The organism is Streptomyces sp. NPDC059787 (genome assembly GCF_042732315.1).
Lineage (GTDB): Bacteria > Actinomycetota > Actinomycetes > Streptomycetales > Streptomycetaceae > Streptomyces > Streptomyces atrovirens.
Window position 1 is genome coordinate 199,339 of sequence record NZ_JBHWHX010000008.1, and the last position, 17,136, is coordinate 216,474.

Annotated in this window: 14 protein-coding genes and 1 pseudogene; 8 read left to right on the plus strand and 7 right to left on the minus strand. The window is 72.8% G+C overall.

Features of this window, described 5'->3' with window-relative positions; genetic code table 11:
* Nucleotides 1-7 precede the first annotated feature (7 nt).
* The 7 genes from ACFV5H_RS10475 (at nt 8) to ACFV5H_RS10505 (ending at nt 5,625) form a co-directional block, all read left to right on the plus strand.
* Entirely contained in the window at nt 8-850 is an 843-nt protein-coding gene (locus ACFV5H_RS10475; RefSeq protein WP_385193986.1) for a glutamate ABC transporter substrate-binding protein, read from the plus strand.
* 109 nt (nt 851-959) lie between these two features.
* Nucleotides 960-1,637 carry an amino acid ABC transporter permease gene (locus ACFV5H_RS10480; RefSeq protein WP_385193989.1) on the plus strand — a complete coding sequence of 226 codons (678 nt, stop codon included), beginning with the start codon at nt 960-962 and terminating at the stop codon, nt 1,635-1,637.
* Nucleotides 1,634-2,536, plus strand: coding sequence for an amino acid ABC transporter permease (locus ACFV5H_RS10485; protein WP_385193991.1), 903 nt, complete (start codon nt 1,634-1,636; stop codon nt 2,534-2,536). Before ACFV5H_RS10480 ends, ACFV5H_RS10485 begins: the two co-directional genes overlap by 4 nt.
* A 293-nt stretch (nt 2,537-2,829) precedes the next feature.
* Entirely contained in the window at nt 2,830-4,443 is a 1,614-nt protein-coding gene (locus ACFV5H_RS10490) for an FAD-dependent monooxygenase (protein WP_385193993.1), read from the plus strand.
* Between the two features lie 105 nt (nt 4,444-4,548).
* Nucleotides 4,549-4,620, plus strand: a complete 72-nt coding sequence (locus ACFV5H_RS10495; protein WP_311710492.1) for a putative leader peptide — start codon at nt 4,549-4,551, stop codon at nt 4,618-4,620.
* Between the two features lie 82 nt (nt 4,621-4,702).
* Entirely contained in the window at nt 4,703-5,236 is a 534-nt protein-coding gene (locus ACFV5H_RS10500; RefSeq protein WP_385055328.1) for a cysteine dioxygenase, read from the plus strand.
* Nucleotides 5,233-5,625, plus strand: a complete 393-nt coding sequence (locus tag ACFV5H_RS10505; RefSeq protein WP_385055331.1) for a rhodanese-like domain-containing protein — start codon at nt 5,233-5,235, stop codon at nt 5,623-5,625. Before ACFV5H_RS10500 ends, ACFV5H_RS10505 begins: the two co-directional genes overlap by 4 nt.
* A 395-nt stretch (nt 5,626-6,020) precedes the next feature.
* Here ACFV5H_RS10505 and recX read toward each other — a convergent pair whose 3' ends face one another.
* The 7 genes and pseudogenes from recX to ACFV5H_RS10540 all read right to left on the minus strand — a co-directional run.
* Nucleotides 6,021-6,806 carry a recombination regulator RecX gene (gene recX, locus ACFV5H_RS10510; protein ID WP_385193996.1) on the minus strand — a complete coding sequence of 262 codons (786 nt, stop codon included), beginning with the start codon at nt 6,804-6,806 and terminating at the stop codon, nt 6,021-6,023.
* 3 nt (nt 6,807-6,809) lie between these two features.
* Nucleotides 6,810-7,928 (minus strand): recombinase RecA, encoded by a 1,119-nt coding sequence (recA, locus tag ACFV5H_RS10515; protein WP_385055335.1) that lies wholly within the window; start codon nt 7,926-7,928, stop codon nt 6,810-6,812.
* A gap of 240 nt (nt 7,929-8,168) precedes the next feature.
* The gene (locus ACFV5H_RS10520) at nt 8,169-9,431 is read right to left on the minus strand and encodes an AI-2E family transporter (protein ID WP_385193999.1); all 1,263 of its coding nucleotides are present in this window, start codon (nt 9,429-9,431) and stop codon (nt 8,169-8,171) included.
* Between the two features lie 58 nt (nt 9,432-9,489).
* Nucleotides 9,490-9,684 carry a DUF3046 domain-containing protein gene (locus ACFV5H_RS10525; protein WP_385055340.1) on the minus strand — a complete coding sequence of 65 codons (195 nt, stop codon included), beginning with the start codon at nt 9,682-9,684 and terminating at the stop codon, nt 9,490-9,492.
* Nucleotides 9,685-10,058: 374 nt separating this feature from the next.
* A complete protein-coding gene (locus ACFV5H_RS10530; RefSeq protein WP_385055343.1) occupies nt 10,059-10,367 on the minus strand; it encodes an AzlD domain-containing protein in 309 nt (102 codons plus the stop codon).
* On the minus strand, nt 10,364-11,107 hold the full coding sequence (locus ACFV5H_RS10535; RefSeq protein ID WP_385055381.1) for an AzlC family ABC transporter permease: 744 nt from the start codon (nt 11,105-11,107) through the stop codon (nt 10,364-10,366). Before ACFV5H_RS10535 ends, ACFV5H_RS10530 begins: the two co-directional genes overlap by 4 nt.
* Nucleotides 11,108-11,178: 71 nt before the next feature.
* A pseudogene (locus ACFV5H_RS10540) lies at nt 11,179-12,165 on the minus strand (AraC family ligand binding domain-containing protein); the annotation flags it as partial.
* On the opposite strand from ACFV5H_RS10540, the gene ACFV5H_RS10545 reads away from it, so the two are divergent.
* Nucleotides 12,053-16,912 (plus strand): ATP-dependent helicase, encoded by a 4,860-nt coding sequence (locus ACFV5H_RS10545; RefSeq protein WP_385194002.1) that lies wholly within the window; start codon nt 12,053-12,055, stop codon nt 16,910-16,912. The pseudogene ACFV5H_RS10540 and the gene ACFV5H_RS10545 sit on opposite strands and share 113 nt — an antisense overlap.
* Nucleotides 16,913-17,136 lie beyond the last annotated feature (224 nt).

Below are 17,136 nucleotides of genomic sequence, written 5' to 3' on the forward strand. Positions count from 1 at the left end.
GTGCACCATGAAGCTCCGCAAGGTCACCGCCGCCTCGGCCGTCGTGTTCGCTCTCGCCCTGACCGCCACCGCCTGTGGCGGCGACGACAGCAGTGACAACGGCTCCTCCGGGGGCGGCGGCGACAAGATCAAGATCGGCATCAAGTACGACCAGCCCGGTCTCGGTCTGAAGACGCCGGACGGTTCCTTCTCCGGCTTCGACGTGGACGTGGCGACCTACGTCGCCAAGGAGCTCGGCTACGAGCCCGACCAGATCGAGTGGGTCGAGACCAAGAGCGCCGACCGTGAGAACGCCCTCTCGCGCGGGGACGTGAAGTTCATCGCGGCGACCTACTCCATCACCGACGAGCGCAAGGAGAAGGTCGACTTCGCCGGCCCTTACCTGCTGGCCCACCAGGACCTGCTGGTGAAGAAGGGCTCGGGCATCTCCGAGGCCACCGACCTGAACGACAAGAAGCTCTGCTCGGTGACCGGCTCGACGTCGGCGCAGAACGTCAAGAAGGACTTCGCCCCGGACGCCCAGCTCAAGCAGGTCGGCACCTACTCCGAGTGCGTCGCCGCACTGCAGAGCGGTGCCGTGGACGCGCTGACCACCGACGACTCGATCCTCGCCGGCTTCGCCGCGCAGGACCAGTACAAGGGCAAGTTCGAGCTCGCCGGTCTGAAGCTCAGCAACGAGAACTACGGCATCGGCGTCAAGAAGGGCGACACCGAGACCGTCAACAAGATCAACGACGCCCTGGAGAAGATGGTCAGCGACAAGTCCTGGGACAAGGCGGTCGAGGCGAACTTCGGCCCGGCCGAGTACAAGAACGAGCCGGCCCCGCAGATCGGCAACATCGTCAAGTAAGCCCAGGACCGCAACGCGGGTCCAGAAGGCGTGCCGCCGTCCGTCGCGATCAGGACGGCGGCGCGCCGCGTCCGCCCCGTAGGCCACACACCCGGAAGCGCGGGAGATCGTGTTCGACTTTATTTCTGACTATGACGACCCAACCCTGTTGGGCGCGTTCTGGATGACGGTGAAGCTCACCGTGTTCTCGGGCGTCGGCTCCCTGATCTGGGGCACCCTGCTGGCGGCGATGCGGGTCAGTCCCGTCCCGCTGATGCGGTGGTTCGGGACCGCCTACGTGAACATCGTCCGGAACATCCCGCTGACCGTCATCATCGTCTTCACCTCGCTCGGCCTCGCCGACATCTTCGGCATGACCATGGGCGCGCCGGACGACTTCGCGCTCCAGGGCTTCCGCCTCGCGGTGCTCGGTCTGGTCGCCTACACCGCGGCCTTCGTCTGCGAGGCGCTGCGCTCCGGCATCAACACCGTGCCGGTCGGACAGGCCGAGGCGGCCCGCGCCATCGGGCTGAACTTCACCCAGGTCCTCAGCCTGATCGTGCTGCCGCAGGCGTTCCGCTCGGTCATCGGTCCGCTCGCGAACGTACTGATCGCGCTGACCAAGAACACGACGGTGGCGGCCACCATCGGTGTGGCGGAGGCCGCGCTGCTGATGAAGGAAATGATCGAGAACGAGGCACAGACGCTGCTCATCGGCGCGGTCTTCGCTTTCGGATTCGTGGTACTGACCCTGCCCACCGGCCTGATCCTCGGCTGGCTGAGCAAGCGACTGGCGGTGAAGCGGTGACCTCCGTTCTGTACGACGCCCCCGGCCCCCGGGCCAAGCGGCGCAACGTCATCCTCTCGGTCGTCTTCGTGGCCGTCCTGGCCCTCGTCCTGTGGTGGGTCTACAGGACGATGGACGACAAGGGCCAGCTGGAGTGGTCCTTGTGGAAGCCGTTCACGCAGTCCGAGGCGTGGACGACCTATCTGCTGCCCGGCCTCGCGGACACGCTGAAGGCGGCGGCGCTGGCCATGGTCATCGCGCTTCCGCTGGGCGCTGTGCTCGGCATCGCCCGGATGTCCGACCACCGGTGGGTACGCATCCCGGCCGCCGTGGTGGTGGAGTTCTTCCGCGCCATCCCGGTGCTGCTGCTGATGCTGTTCGCCAACGAGTTCTTCGCCCGCTCCACGGACGTCACCAGCGAGGACCGGCCCCTCTACGCGGTCGTCACCGGCCTGGTGCTCTACAACGCCTCGGTCCTCGCCGAGGTGGTCCGGGCCGGCATCCTCGCCCTGCCCAAGGGGCAGAGCGAGGCGGCCCAGGCGATCGGTCTGCGCAAGAGCCAGACGATGACCAACATCCTGCTGCCGCAGGCGGTCACGGTGATGCTCCCGGCGATCGTCAGCCAGCTGGTCGTCATCGTGAAGGACACCGCGCTCGGCGGCGTGATGCTCGGCTTCACCGAGCTGCTGAACTCGCGCGGCACACTGGCGGCCAACTACGCCAACGTCATCCCGAGCTTCATCGTGGTGGCGGTCATCTTCATCGTCCTGAACTTCATCCTCACCTCCTTCGCCTCCTGGCTCGAGAAGCGCCTGCGCCGCAGCAAGCGCAGCACCGGCGCGGTGCTCGGCCCGGAGGATGTCGACGACCTCAACGCGGCCGAGGTCGGTGGCACGCACGGGACCGGTGCGGAGAAGTGACGCACGCCTGACGTACGACATGACTGTGGCCCGCCGCATCCCGGCGGGCCACAGTCATGTCGAGTTGCCGGCTGTCGCCCGCGGTGCGGAGGAGCCGTACGCCCCGGACTCATGTGATGAACAGTCAAGTGGTGTGACCGGCCCCTCCCCACTTCATGATCGCCACTGCCCTTCGGTCACTTGACGCAAGCACCGGCAATAGGTTGCATACGTTCTGTGATCGTGCACCCTGCTCCATCTTCCTGTTCCTCCACGTCCCTTCGGACGTCACTTCGAGCAGGGGGCGCCGCGCCGTGGACCCGGTGATCATCGTCGGAGCGGGGCCCGTCGGGCTCACGCTCGCGCTGGCGCTGGCACGCCAGGAAGTGCCGAGCGTGGTCCTCGACGAAGGGCCGGGCAAGGACGAACCCCGTCCGGCGCGCACCGTCGTCCTGCGCGAGGAGACCGCCGCGCTCATGGAGCGGCTGACCGGCGTGCCGCTCGCGCACGCCGGTGTCCGTTGGGCCGGATGGCGGTCGATGCGGCGCAAGCAGGTGACGGCCGAGGTCGCCTTCGGCGACACCGGGCCCGCGCCCCTGCACATCGCCCAGCACGACCTGACCGGTGCGCTGCGCGCGGCCCTCGCCGGCGAGCGGCTCGTCAGGATCGCCGTGAACAGCAGGCTGGACACCATGGAGCAGGAGCCCTCGGGTGTCACCGCCCATACCCGCGGCGACACCGGCACCTGGTGGCGCGGCAGTTACCTGGTCGGCTGCGACGGCCCGCGCTCGACCGTGCGCAAGCTCCAGGACATCCGCTTCCCCGGCCGCACCGCGGTGGAACGTCACGCCGTGGCCGCCCTGCGCACCGAACTTCCCTGGTACGACGAGGCGCTGCTGCACCGCACGCCGCCGTGGCGCTCGTCCGGCCCCTCGGCCGGGGAGATCACCGCGCGCCCGCTGCCGGACGGGGTATGGCGCCTGGACTGGCTGCTGCCGCCGGGCAAGGACCTGGTCACGCCCGAACTGCTGCTGGGCCGGGTCCGGGAGACCCTGGCCGGCTGGACCGGCGGTCCGACCCCGCCGTACGAACTGCTGGACACCGGGGTGCACACCGTCCACCACCGGCTGGCCCGGCGCTGGCGGGCCGACCGGGTGTTCCTCGCCGGGGACGCGGCACATCTGCTCGGCGCGCTGGGCACGCACGGGCTGGAGGAAGGGCTCCGCGACGCCGACAACCTCGCCTGGAAGCTGGCGCTGGCCTGGCACCACGGTCCGCACGAGGCGCTGCTCGACAGCTACCAGACCGAGCGCCGCGCCGTCGTCGCCGCCCGGCTGCGCGCCGCCGACCAGGCGCTGCCGCTGGTACGCGGCGGCGGTGGACTGCGTTCCTACGTTCCCGGGGTCGCGCGGGGACACGACACACTGCTGATGGACGGTCACCTGGGGCGGGGCGCGCTGGGCGCGCCGGGGGCGTACGCCGACTCCCCGCTCGCTCCCGGCCGCCTCGCGGGCGAGACACCCATCGGAACGGCTCCCGGTTCCGCGGTGACGGACGTACGGGTCACGGCGGAGGACGGCACCTTCGTCCGGCTGCGGGACCGGTTCGGCCGGGGTGCGCTGCTGGTGGTGCTGATCGCGCCCGGTACGGGGGTGTGGGAGCGCCGGCACTGGGTGTCCGCCGGGATCATGCCCCGGCTGGCGGCGGCCGTCTCGGCGCTGCCGCACCGGGCCGAACTGCTGGTCGCCGAGAGCTATCCGGGGGCGGCGGCCCACACCGTGCTGCTGGTACGCCCCGACGGTCATCTGGTGACGGCGCTGAGCGGGGTCCGCCCGGCGGACCTGTACGCGGCGGCGGAAGCGGCGGTCGGCGGGCCCGCCACCACGGAGGCGGAGGCCAGGGCCGACGCGGGGGCCGGGTCGCGCTGAGAGTCCCGGTCGGTCGAGTCGTCGTCACCCCGCGGTCCGCATGGTGACGACGAGTTGAACCGGCGCGCGGCCCCGTGGTGTACTCCGCTCGTGACCGACACCTGCGTGCACCTGTGGCGGAGGGTCCACATGGACCTCGTCCGCTATGCGGGCTGCGTGTGTCGCCCGTCCTGCTGATTCGCGTCTCTCACCCTTCCCCGCGCGCCGCTCGCCGTCCCGTACGTGTGGCCGCGCGCCTCCGCGAACCCTCTCCAGGACGGTGCACGTGTCTGTCTCCTCCCCTGTTCCGGCTCCCGTCTCCGCGCCCACGCAGGCGGACCTCCTCGACTTCGTACGGCGTATCGTCGCCGACGCCGAACTGATCGCCGCCCTTCCGCTCGATCCCGAGGGACGCACCTGGGTGCGGCTCGACGGGCCCGGCGGCAGCGAGGCCTGGCTGATCGGCTGGCCGCCCGGCACCGGTACCGGCTGGCACGACCACGCCGACTCCGTCGGCGCCTTCATGACCGCGTCGGGCGAGCTGAAGGAGAACTCGCTCGCCGCGCGGCTGCCCACCGACGGCTGGAAGACCCTGGAACTCACGGACGGCGTGGACCGGGAACGACGGCTGGGGACCGGGCAGGGGCGTGCCTTCGGACGGCATCACGTCCACGAGGTCCTCAACGAGTCCCCGGACCGGCACGCGATCTCCGTGCACGCCTACTACCCGCCGTTGCCACGGATCCGCCGCTACAGTCGCAGCGGCCACATTCTCCGCCTGGAGCAGGTCGAACGCCCGGAGGACTGGCAGTGAGCGTGGGCATCGACGAGCTGCTGGAGCGGGTGCGTGCCGGCCTCGTACGCGTCGGACCACGGGACGCGTACGAGGCCGCACGGACCGGTGAGGCGCTGCTGGTGGACATCCGTTACGCCGCCCTGCGGAACCGGGACGGGCTCATTCCCGGAACCCTCGTCGTCGAACGCAACGAACTGGAGTGGCGCCTGGACCCGCGGGGCAGCCACCGCCTCCCGGAGGCCACGAGCCACGACCTGCGGATCGTGGTGATCTGCAACGAGGGCTACGCCTCCAGCCTCGCAGCGGAGTCCCTCCACCGCTTGGGCCTGCACCGGGCCACGGATCTGGTGGGCGGCTTCCAGGCCTGGCGGGAGGCGGGCCTGCCGGTCGTGCCCGCGCCCGCGTAGACATCGCGCCGGGAGCGGTCCGTCCGGTGCCACCGCAGAGACGGGCGGGGCCACCGCCCTGATCGGCGGCTTCCCTGCCCGGCCGCCCATAGGGCCCGCTTCGCGCAAGGTGCCGCGCCGGCGCGGCGGCCGGGTGCGGTGTCGCCGCTGCGACGCCAACGGGCCACACGTCCGTTCGGCAGTTCCCAGGCCTGGCGGAACACTGGACTGCCGGTGGCGCCCACGGCCGCACAGGCATCGTGCGGGCGGCGGCCGGGTGCCGGGCTCTCCGCCGGGCCACGGATCCGGGTGAGCGGTTTCCGGGCCTACGGGAGGCCGGGGGCTGCCGGTGGCACCGACGCCCGCGTAGGGCGTGGTGTCGGGAGCAGCCGGGGCGGGGCCGCGTCCCCGTCGTCTCAGAACCCCTCGTCGTCGGGGAACTCCGTGTCCTCGCCCTCCTCCTCCAGCGCCTGCCGGACGACGCGCAGGGCGAGGCCCTCGGGGTAGCCCTTGCGGGCGAGCATGCCCGCGAGGCGGCGGAGCCGCTTGTCGCGGTCGAGGCCACGGGTGGCACGCAGTTTGCGGGCGACCAGCTCCCGGGCGGTCTCCTCCTCCTGCTCGGAGTCGAGCCGGGAGACGGCCGCGTCGATCAGCGTGGGATCGACCCCCTTGGTGCGCAGCTCCCGGGCGAGCGCGCGCCGGGCGAGTCCCCGGCCGTGGTGCCGGGACTCCACCCAGGCGTCCGCGAAGGCACTGTCGTTGATCAGTCCGACCTCCTCGAACCGGGACAGCACCTCCTCGGCGGCCTCGTCCGGGATCTCCCGCTTGCGCAGGGCGTCAGCGAGCTGCTTCCGGGTGCGCGGGGTCCCGGTGAGCAGGCGCAGGCAGATCGCCCGCGCCCGCTCGACCGGGTCCGCCGGAGGTTCCTCCCGCTCGGCCCTCGACGAGGAAGAGGTGCCCCCGTCCTCCGCGACCGCCTCGCCGAAGGTCCGGCGTCTGCGCCCGCGTCCACCGCGCGGCCCGCCGTCACGCGAGCCGCCCGCCCGTGCGCCACCCCCGTCGCGGGGGCCGCCCCCGCCGGCGATGTCGTCGTACGCCGCGTCACCGTCCACGGCTGAGCCGTCGCCGCCCTCGGTGCCCCTCCCCCGCGGGGCACCGGAGGCGGCGAACTCGTACTCGGCCCAGTCGGTTCGTCGTGTCACGGGTCAGCTCTTGGCCGCCGTGGCCTTGGACTTGGAGGCCTTGGCCGCCGGGGCCGGCACCGCGGCCGGCTCGGCCGCAGGGGTGCTCGTGGCGTCCGCGCCCGGCTCGGCGGCGGGCTCCTCCGGCCGTACGCCGACGCCCAGCTTCGTCAGGATCTTCTTCTCGATCTCGTTGGCGAGGTCGGGGTTGTCCTTCAGGAAGTTGCGGGCGTTCTCCTTGCCCTGGCCGAGCTGGTCACCCTCGTACGTGTACCAGGCGCCGGCCTTGCGGACGAAGCCGTGCTCCACGCCCATGTCGATCAGGCCGCCCTCGCGGCTGATGCCCTGGCCGTAGAGGATGTCGAACTCGGCCTGCTTGAAGGGCGGCGCCACCTTGTTCTTGACGACCTTGCAGCGGGTGCGGTTGCCGACCGCCTCGGTGCCGTCCTTCAGGGTCTCGATGCGACGGATGTCGATACGCACCGAGGCGTAGAACTTCAGCGCGCGGCCACCGGTCGTGGTCTCCGGGGAGCCGAACATCACGCCGATCTTCTCGCGGAGCTGGTTGATGAAGATCGCGGTCGTCTTGGACTGGTTGAGGGCGCTGGTGATCTTCCGCAGGGCCTGGCTCATCAGGCGGGCCTGCAGACCCACGTGGCTGTCGCCCATCTCGCCCTCGATCTCCGCGCGCGGGACGAGCGCGGCGACGGAGTCGATGACGATGAGGTCGAGGGCACCGGAGCGGACCAGCATGTCCACGATCTCCAGGGCCTGCTCACCGTTGTCCGGCTGGGACAGGATCAGGTTGTCGATGTCGACGCCGAGCTTCTTCGCGTACTCGGGGTCGAGGGCGTGCTCCGCGTCCACGAAGGCGACCTGGCCGCCGGCCTTCTGCGCGTTCGCCACCGCGTGCAGGGTCAGGGTCGTCTTGCCGGAGGACTCCGGTCCGTAGATCTCCACCACACGGCCGCGCGGCAGGCCGCCGACGCCGAGGGCCACGTCGAGCGCGGTCGATCCCGTCGGGATGATTTCGATGGGCTCGTTCGTCCGGTCACCCATGCGCATGACCGCGCCCTTGCCGAATTGCCGTTCAATCTGTGCGAGCGCGGCGTCGAGCGCCTTCTCGCGGTCGGTTCCTGCCATGGGTTCCACCCGATTTGCTTGATTCGATCGCTTCACGTCAAAGACGCTAACGCCTGCCACTGACAACGCGCCCCGACGCACCTCCGGCCTGTGGATAACGTGGGTGCATTCCTGTCCGAACTGGGACATAACACCTGCCGTTGAGCCTCATCGGCACTTCCATGAGAATGGATGTTCGATTTTCGTGTCAAGCGCACCACGCGGCACCGGAGTCCTGCGTGCCGCGTGGTGCGGCCGCCCTTAGGAGGCCCCGGTGTCTCCGCCGCGTGACCGCCCCGCGCCCGGCCGGCGGGCCCACCGATGACGGACGCGCATGAGGATGCCCGGCCCGTCGCCGGGGCCGCGGTGCCCGAGCACACGGGGGTCGTCCGTGACGTCGTACCGCCGCACGTACGCACCCAGGAACGCCTGGAGGGTGGCGACGGCGGGGATGGCGATCAGCGCGCCCACGGCACCGAGCAGGGCGGTGCCCGCGACGACCGAGCCGAAGGCGACCGCCGGGTGGATGTCGACGGTCCTGGAGGTCAGCTTGGGCTGCAGCACGTAGTTCTCGAACTGCTGGTAGACCACCACGAAGATCAGCACCCACAGCGCGTACCAGGGGTCGACCGTGAAGGCGATCAGCATGGGCAGGGCGCCCGCGAGATAGGTGCCGATGGTGGGGATGAACTGCGACACCAGACCCACCCACACGGCGAGGACGGGCGCGTAGGGCACCTCGAGGAACTCCAGCAGCACGTAGTGCGCCAGGCCGGAGACCAGTGCCATCAGTCCGCGTGAGTAGAGGTAGCCGCCCGTCTTGTTCACGGCGATCTCCCACGCGCGCAGCACCTCGGCCTGCCGGGCGGGCGGCAGCAGGGAGCAGACGGTGCGCCGCAGCCGCGGCCCGTCGGCGGCGAAGTAGAAAGAGAACAGACCGATGGTCAGCAGCTGGAAGAGACCGCCGAGGACCTGCGCGGAGACGTCCAGGACACCGGTGGCGCTGTTCTGGACGTAGTTGCGCAGCCAGTCGGAACGCAGCAGGCCCTCCTGGATGTCCACGCGCCGCAGCTCGGTGTGGAAGTGCGTGTTGATCCAGTTGATCACGGAGTCGAGGTAGTCCGGGAAGTCCTCGACGATCTTGACGATCTGTCCCGCCAGCATGGACCCGAGCAGTGTGACGAAGCCCGCCGCCGCGATCAGCACGCCCAGGAAGACCAGGAAGGTGCCCAGGCCCCGGCGCACCCCGCGCGCGGCCATCCAGCTCACCGCGGGCTCGACGGCGAGCGCCAGGAAGAACGCGATGAGGATGTTGATCAGCAGGCCGACGAGCTGGTGGAAGGCCCAGTTGCCCAGCTGGAACACGGCGTACAGCGCGAGGGCGAGCACCATGGCGCGCGGCAGCCAGCGCGGCATGCGGGCGCCCGGCCCGGATATGGGGGCCGTCGGGGGCCCGGCGGGCGGCGGCGCGCCGGGAGCGGTGGGATGCCGGGCCGCCTGCCCGGTTTCGTCAGTGGGTGCCACGGACCAAGTCTCGCCCACGTCGGCGGCGGTCGTGCGCTCCCGGCGGTCTCTGTGACGATCAGCGCTTTTCCGCGGGGACGTTCATGACCGCGCAGACCACCTGCCAGACGTCCTTGGCGCTCCAGCCGGCCGCCAGCGCCTCGTGCACGGTGCGCCCGCCGAGCTCGGACATGACATGGTCGTGCGCGAAGGTGTCGGCGTAGCCCGCGCCGAAGTGCTCCGCCATCCGCTCCCAGAAAACCGTCAACCGCATGCGCCCAGTATCCCGCCTGCGGTGGTGGTCCTGAGCCGGGCCGCCTGCCGGCACCGCCTTCCGCCTGCGGTCGGACCCATGGCCGACACCGGAGCTGCCCCGCCGCCCCCGGCATCCCCGCCGCAGGGCCCGCTCGCGCGGGCGGAGCGGTTCGTCCGGCTCACCGCGCGGGTGCTCGCACAGCACCTCTTCGCCCACCACTTCCGGGGCGGCGGCGCCGGTCCGGTGGAGGCGGCGCCGGACTCCTGCCGCGGACGACGACCGCGGTTACGGCCACGCGCTGGAACCCGGTCCGCGCGATCCGGTCAGCCGGCCGCCGCACACCGCCCGCGCCCTGCGCGTGCCGGACGCCGTGGGGCGTTGCGACGGCCGCCTCACCCGCCCAGTGCCCGCACCCCCGCCGTCACGACGACCGCGGCTCCGACGACGAGCAGGAACGGAGCACGCAGAACCAGCGCCACGGCGGCGGCCGCCACCCCCACCGCCCGTGCGTCGACGACCAGGGCCTGGCCGTCGGAGAAGGTCTGCTGAGCGGTCAGCGCGGCGAGCAGGGCGACCGGAAGGAGCGCGGCGAGACGCCTGACGAGGGGACGTTCCAGGACCCCGGCGGGCACCAGCAGCCCCGCGAGCTTGACGGCGTAGCAGCCGACGGCGGTCACACCGATCGCGATCCAGATGTTCAACGGTCCCCCTCCGCCATGTCACCGCGCGAGGCGCTCTTCCTGCCCTGCGCCCACAGGACGGCCGGTGCCGCGAGCGCGGCCACCAGGACCGGCACACCGGCCGGCAGCACGGGCAGCAGCCCCAGCCCCAGGAGAACGGCGAGCCCGGCGACGGTCCGCTCGGTCCCGGTGCGCAGCATCGGCGCGAGCAGCGCCAGGAAGACCGCGGGACCGGCCGCGTCCAGCCCCCACGCGGCGGTGTCGCCGATCGCCTCGGCGCCCAGCGCGCCGAGCAGCGTGGTGAGGTTCCACAGGACGTACAGGCTGAGCCCCGTCACCAGGAACCCGATCCGCGCGCTGCGCCGGCCGGGCTGGGCGAGCGAGACGGCGGTCGTCTCGTCGATCACCCACTGCGCGGCGAACGGCCGCACCGCGCGGGGCAGCGCCAGCAGCTGCGACAGCCGCAGCCCGTAGAACGCGTTGCGCACCCCCAGGAAGAACGCCCCCGCGGCGGCCGTGAACGCCCCTCCACCCGCCGCCAGCGCCCCCACCAGTGCGAACTGGGAGGCGCCGGTGAACACCAGCAGACTGAGCGCACAGGTCTGGAGCAGGGTGAGCCCGCTGCCCGCCGAGGTCACACCGAAGGCGAACCCGGAGAGTCCGACGGCGACCCCGACACCGAGGGCGTCCCGTACGACGGCACCGTCCGGCTTTCCTCCTCCGTCGTCCCGTACGTCTGCGAGCGCTTCTGTCCGTTCCACTGCCACGCCCCGGACGGTACGGGCGTGCCGCCCCGCGCGTCTTGTACGTTCTTGCGCTCGCGCTGGTAGGCCCCCGGGGGCACACCGACGATCCGGCCGAAGTGCCGGTTCAGATGCGGCTGGTCGGTGAACCCGACCGCGACGGCCGCCTCCGACGGCGTCGTCCCCGCGTCCAGCAGCCGCCGTGCCCGCCGCACGCGCGCGTCGGTGAGCCAGGTGTGCGGCGGCATCCCGTAGGTGTCCCGGAAGGCGCGCAGCAGCGCGAACGAGCCGGTGCCCAGCTCGGCGGCCAGCCGCTCCAGCGTCGGCGGATCCGCCATCCGCTCCTCCAGCACGGCACGCGCGCGTGCCGCGATCCCGGCGCCCGCCGTGCGCACCTCGCGTCGCGGCAGCGTCCCGCCGTTCAGCCGCAGCAGCCGGGTCACCGCGACCCGGAGCAGGGTGTCGGCGGCGAGCGCGTTGCCCTCGTCGGTGGCCCGCAGCACCTGGTGCACCAGACGGACGGTGTACGGATCGTCGAGCACCGGCGTCACGAACCCCGGTGTGCCGCGCAGCGTGGTGGTCTCGGCGGCGATGGCGGCCACCACCTCGGGCGACGGGTACACCGCCCCGTACCGCCAGCCCTCGGGGACACCCGCCCGGCCGGTGTGCGGGGTGTCGGGGTTCACCAGGGCGAGGGCCCCGGCGCCCGCGTACACGTCGCCGCCGCCGTGGTGGAAGACCTCGACCCCGTCGGCGATGGCGGCGATCACGAAGTTCTCGTGGGTGTGCCGGACGAACGTCTTCCGTATGTACCGGGCACGCAGCAGATCGACACCGGGCAGTTCGTCGTACCGCCAGTGCCGCGCCCGCTCCTTCCGGGAATCCGCCATACGGCCATTGTCACGCGGCCCCGCCCGTCCCCGGCTCGGCCCGATTGTCAGTGGCCGGGTGCACGATGGACGCATGGTCAGTGATCCGCACCGAGCCCTGGACGGCTTCTCCCCCGCGACCCGCGGCTGGTTCACGGGGGCGTTCTCCGCGCCCACCGCCGCCCAGGCCGGCGCGTGGCGGGCCATCGGGGAGGGCTCGGACGTGCTGGTGGTCGCCCCCACCGGTTCCGGGAAGACCCTGGCCGCCTTCCTCGCCGCCCTGGACCAACTGGCCTCGACGCCGCCGCCCGCCGACCCCAAGAAGCGCTGCCGCGTCCTGTACGTCTCGCCGCTGAAGGCCCTGGCCGTCGACGTCGAGCGCAATCTCCGCAGCCCGCTGACCGGCATCCGTCAGGAGTCCGTGCGCCTGGGGCTGCCCGAGCCCGAGGTGAAGGTCGGCATCCGCTCCGGCGACACCCCGCCCGCCGAGCGGCGCGCCCTGGCCACCCGCCCGCCGGACATCCTGATCACCACGCCCGAGTCGCTGTTCCTGATGCTGACGTCCGCCACGCGCGACGCGCTGACGGGCGTGGAGACGGTGATCCTCGACGAGGTGCACGCGGTCGCCGGCACCAAGCGCGGCGCGCATCTCGCGCTCACCCTGGAGCGGCTGGACGAGCTGCTGTCCCGTCCGGCCCGCCGTATCGGCCTCTCGGCGACGGTGCGCCCGGTGGACGAGGTCGCCCGGTTCCTCTCCCCGCGCCGCAAGGCGGAGATCGTCCAGCCGGAGTCCGGCAAGGAGTTCGACCTGTCCGTGGTGGTGCCGGTCGAGGACCTGGGCGAGCTGGGCGGCTCCCCGGTCGCCGACGGCTCGGAGGGCGCCGAGCGCCCGTCGATCTGGCCGCACGTCGAGGAGCGGATCACCGACCTGGTGCAGGCGCACCGCTCGACCATCGTGTTCGCCAACTCCCGCCGCCTCGCGGAGCGGCTGTGCAACCGGCTCAACGAGATCGCCTACGAGCGGGCCACCGGCGAGCCCCTGGACGAGCACCACTCCCCCGCCGAGCTGATGGGCGGCTCCGGGGCCGCCCAGGGAGCGCCCGCGGTCATCGCGCGCGCCCATCACGGCTCGGTGTCCAAGGAGCAGCGCGCCCTGGTCGAGGAGGACCTCAAGGCGGGCCGGCTACCCGCGGTGGTCGCCACCTCCAGCCTGGAGCTGGGCATCGACATGGGCGCCGTCGACCTGGTGGTCCAGGTCGAGTCGCCGCCGTCCGTCGCCTCCGGGCTCCAGCGCGTCGGCCGCGCGGGGCACCAGGTGGGCGCGGTCTCCACGGGCGTGGTGTTCCCGAAGTACCGTGGCGACCTGGTGCAGGCCGCCGTGGTCACCGAGCGGATGCGCGCGGGCGCCATCGAGTCCCTGCGCGTCCCCGCGAACCCCTTGGACGTGCTGGCCCAGCAGCTCGTCGCCATGACGGCCATGGACACCTGGCAGCTCGACGACCTGCTCGCCATGGTCCGCCGCGCGGCGCCCTTCGCCTCCCTGCCCGAGTCCGCCTTCACGGGCGTCCTGGACATGCTCGCCGGCCGTTACCCGTCCGACGCGTTCGCGGAGCTGCGCCCGCGCGTGGTGTGGGACCGGGTCACGGGCGAGATCACCGGCCGCCCCGGCGCCCAGCGCCTGGCCGTCACCTCCGGGGGCACGATCCCCGACCGCGGCCTCTTCGGGGTGTTCCTGGCGGGCGCCGACCCGAAGAAGGGCGGCGGACGGGTCGGCGAGCTGGACGAGGAGATGGTCTACGAGTCCCGCGTGGGCGACGTCTTCACCCTCGGCACCAGCTCCTGGCGCATCGAGGACATCACACGCGACCGCGTCCTGGTCTCCCCCGCGCCGGGCGTGCCGGGGAGGCTGCCGTTCTGGAAGGGCGACCAGCTGGGCCGCCCACTGGAACTCGGCCGCGCGGTGGGCGCGTTCCTGCGCGAAGTGGGCTCACTGTCCAAGGACGACGCCCGGCTGCGGCTCCTGGCGGCGGGACTGGACGCCTGGGCCGCCGACAACGTCCTGTCCTACCTCGACGAGCAGCGCGAGGCCTGCGGCCACGTCCCCGACGACCGCACCATCGTGGTGGAGCGCTTCCGCGACGAACTGGGCGACTGGCGGGTCGTCGTGCACTCCCCGTTCGGCGCCCAGGTGCACGCCCCGTGGGCGCTCGCGCTCGGCGCCCGACTCTCCGAGCGGTACGGCATGGACGCCCAGGTGATGCACGCCGACGACGGCATCGTGCTGCGCCTGCCGGACGCCGACCTGATGGGCCTCGACCTGCTCGACCAGGAGCCGGTGAAGGCCGGCACCGAGTACGACGCGGACCAGGCCCCCGTGGGCGCGGCCGACGTCGTCTTCGACAAGGGCGAGGTCGACCAGGTCGTCACCGACCAGGTGGGCGGCTCGGCGCTGTTCGCGTCCCGGTTCCGCGAGTGCGCCGCCCGCGCGCTGCTGCTGCCGCGCCGCAACCCCGGCCGGCGCACCCCGCTGTGGCAGCAGCGTCAGCGCGCCTCACAACTGCTCCAGGTGGCCGGAGAGTTCGGCTCGTTCCCGATCGTCCTCGAAGCCGTCCGCGAGTGTCTCCAGGACGTCTTCGACGTGCCCGGACTCGTCGAGCTGATGGGCGACCTGGAGGCGCGCAAGGTGCGCCTGGTCGAGGTCACCACACCCGAACCGTCCCCCTTCGCCCGCTCCCTCCTCTTCGGATACGTCGCCCAGTTCCTGTACGAGGGCGACTCCCCGCTCGCCGAGCGCCGCGCCGCCGCCCTGTCGCTGGACTCGCGGCTGCTGGCCGAGCTGCTCGGTCAGGCGGAGCTGCGCGAGCTCCTCGACGCCGAGGTGCTGACCGAGCTGGAGCGCGAGCTGCGGTGGCTCACCGAGGACCGGCGGGTCAAGGACGCGGAGGGCGTGGCCGACCTGCTGCGGCTGCTGGGCCCGCTCACCGACGCCGAACTCGCCGAGCGGGGCGCCGAGCCGCAGTGGGCACGGGAGCTCGCCTCCGCGCGGCGCGCCATCCGGGTGCGGGTGGCCGGCACCGACCACTGGGCGGCGATCGAGGACGCCGGCCGGCTGCGCGACGCGCTGGGCACGGCGCTGCCGGTCGGTGTGCCGGAGGCGTTCACCGAGCCCGTCAAGGACCCCCTCGGCGACCTCCTCACGCGGTACGCGCGCACCCACGGCCCGTTCACGTCGGCGACGGCGGCGGCCCGTTTCGGACTGGGTGTGGCGGTCACCGAGGGCGCCCTGCAGCGGCTCTCGGCGGCCGGCAGGGTCGTCCAGGGCGAGTTCCACCCGGCCGGGATCGGACAGGAGTGGTGCGACGCGGCCGTACTGCGCCGGCTGCGCCGCCGCTCCCTGGCCGCGCTGCGGCACGAACTGGAGCCGGTGCCACCGCCCGCGCTCGCCCAGTTCCTCCCCCAGTGGCAGCACATCGGCAAGGGGCACTCCCTGCGCGGCGTCGACGGCCTGGTGCGCGCCGTCGAGCAGTTGCAGGGCGCGTCCGTACCCGCGTCCGCCCTGGAGAAGCTGGTCCTGCCGTCCCGGGTGGCGGACTACGCCCCGGCGATGCTGGACGAGCTGACGGCCGCCGGGGAGGTGGTGTGGGCGGGCGCCGGTTCGCTGCCGGGGAAGGACGGCTGGGTCTCCCTCTACCTCGCGGACACGGCCCCGCTGCTCCTGCCGCCCCCGCACCCCCTGGAGCCGACCGCCCTCCACCGATCCGTCCTGGACGCCCTCTCCGGCGGCTACGGCCTGTTCTTCCGCCAGATCGCCGACCAGGTCCGCGCCACCACGCACCCCGAGGCCACCGATCCCCAGCTGGCCGACGCCCTGTGGGACCTCGCCTGGTCCGGGCGGCTGACCAACGACACGCTCACGCCCATGCGCTCCCTGCTGGGCTCGGGCCGCACCGCGGGCGCCACGGCCCACCGCGCGAAGCGCTCCGTCCCGCGCGGGCGCTACGGCTCGCTCACGGCGTCCGCCCGCGGTGCCTCCCGCACCGGCCCGCCGACCGTCGCCGGCCGCTGGTCCCTGCTCCCGGACACGGACACCGATGCCACGGTCCGCGCCCACGCCCTGGCCCGCACCCTGCTCGACCGGCACGGTGTGGTGACCCGGGGGGCCGTCTCCGCGGAGGGCGTCGAGGGCGGCTTCTCGGCGGTGTACCGGGTGCTGTCCGCCTTCGAGGAGACGGGGCAGGCGCGTCGCGGCTATGTGGTGGAGGGTCTGGGCGCCGCCCAGTTCGCGATGGACGGGGCCGTGGACCGCCTCCGCGCGGCGGCCAACGCCCGCGAGCGGAGCGACGGCTTCCCGGCCGCCCCCGGCCCCGACGCGCCCGACTCGTTCGGCGACTCCTCCGCGTACGACGGCTTCCCCGGCCCGGACGACATGCCCTACCCCCGTCTCTCACCGGGCGACTACGTCTCCCCGCGCGACCTGGCCCCGCAGTCCCCTCCGCCCCGGCGGAACGGCGGGCGTCCCGCGTACGACCCCTTCGCCGGCCGCCGTACCGGTGCGGACCGCGCCGCACGCGCCGTGGTCCTGGCCGCCGCCGACCCGGCGAACGCCTATGGTGCCGCTCTGGGCTGGCCCGAGCCGCCGACCGGCGCCGGGCACAAACCCGGCCGCAAGGCGGGCTCCCTGGTGGTGCTGGTGGACGGCGAGCTGACGCTCTACATGGAGCGCGGCGGCAAGACGCTGCTGGCCTGGCCCGCCGACTCCGACGGCGAACCCGCCGACGACCCGCGTCTTCCGGCCGCCGCCGAGGCCCTCGCCGCAGCCGCCCGCGCGGGCTCCCTGGGCACGGTCACGGTGGAGCGCGTCAACGGCACCTCCGCACTGACATCCCCCCTGGGCACCCTCCTGGAGACCGCCGGCTTCGTCGCCACACCCAGAGGACTGCGCCTACGCGCCTGACCCACCGCCATCCCGACCTCTCCCGCCCGAACACCCGGCATGCGCTGGTGGGGCCCGCAATGGCGCCCCTGATCCTGACGCCCCCTTGCCCTCCCTCCTGGAAACCACGAGCTTCGTCGCCGTTCCCCGAGGACTACGCCCGCGCCCGACCCACCGCCGGCACACTCCCGACCGAACACCCCGGCCGCCCGCGGGACGCTCGGCACGATCACGGTGGAGCACAC

Coding starts and splice junctions, on each gene's coding strand:
- ACFV5H_RS10475 (WP_385193986.1), top strand. CDS start 8: ATGAAGCTCCGCAAGGTCACCGCCGCCTCGGCCGTCGTGTTCGCTCTC.
- recA (WP_385055335.1), bottom strand. CDS start 7,928: ATGGCAGGAACCGACCGCGAGAAGGCGCTCGACGCCGCGCTCGCACAG.
- ACFV5H_RS10525 (WP_385055340.1), bottom strand. CDS start 9,684: ATGCGGTTGACGGTTTTCTGGGAGCGGATGGCGGAGCACTTCGGCGCG.
- ACFV5H_RS10545 (WP_385194002.1), top strand. CDS start 12,053: ATGGTCAGTGATCCGCACCGAGCCCTGGACGGCTTCTCCCCCGCGACC.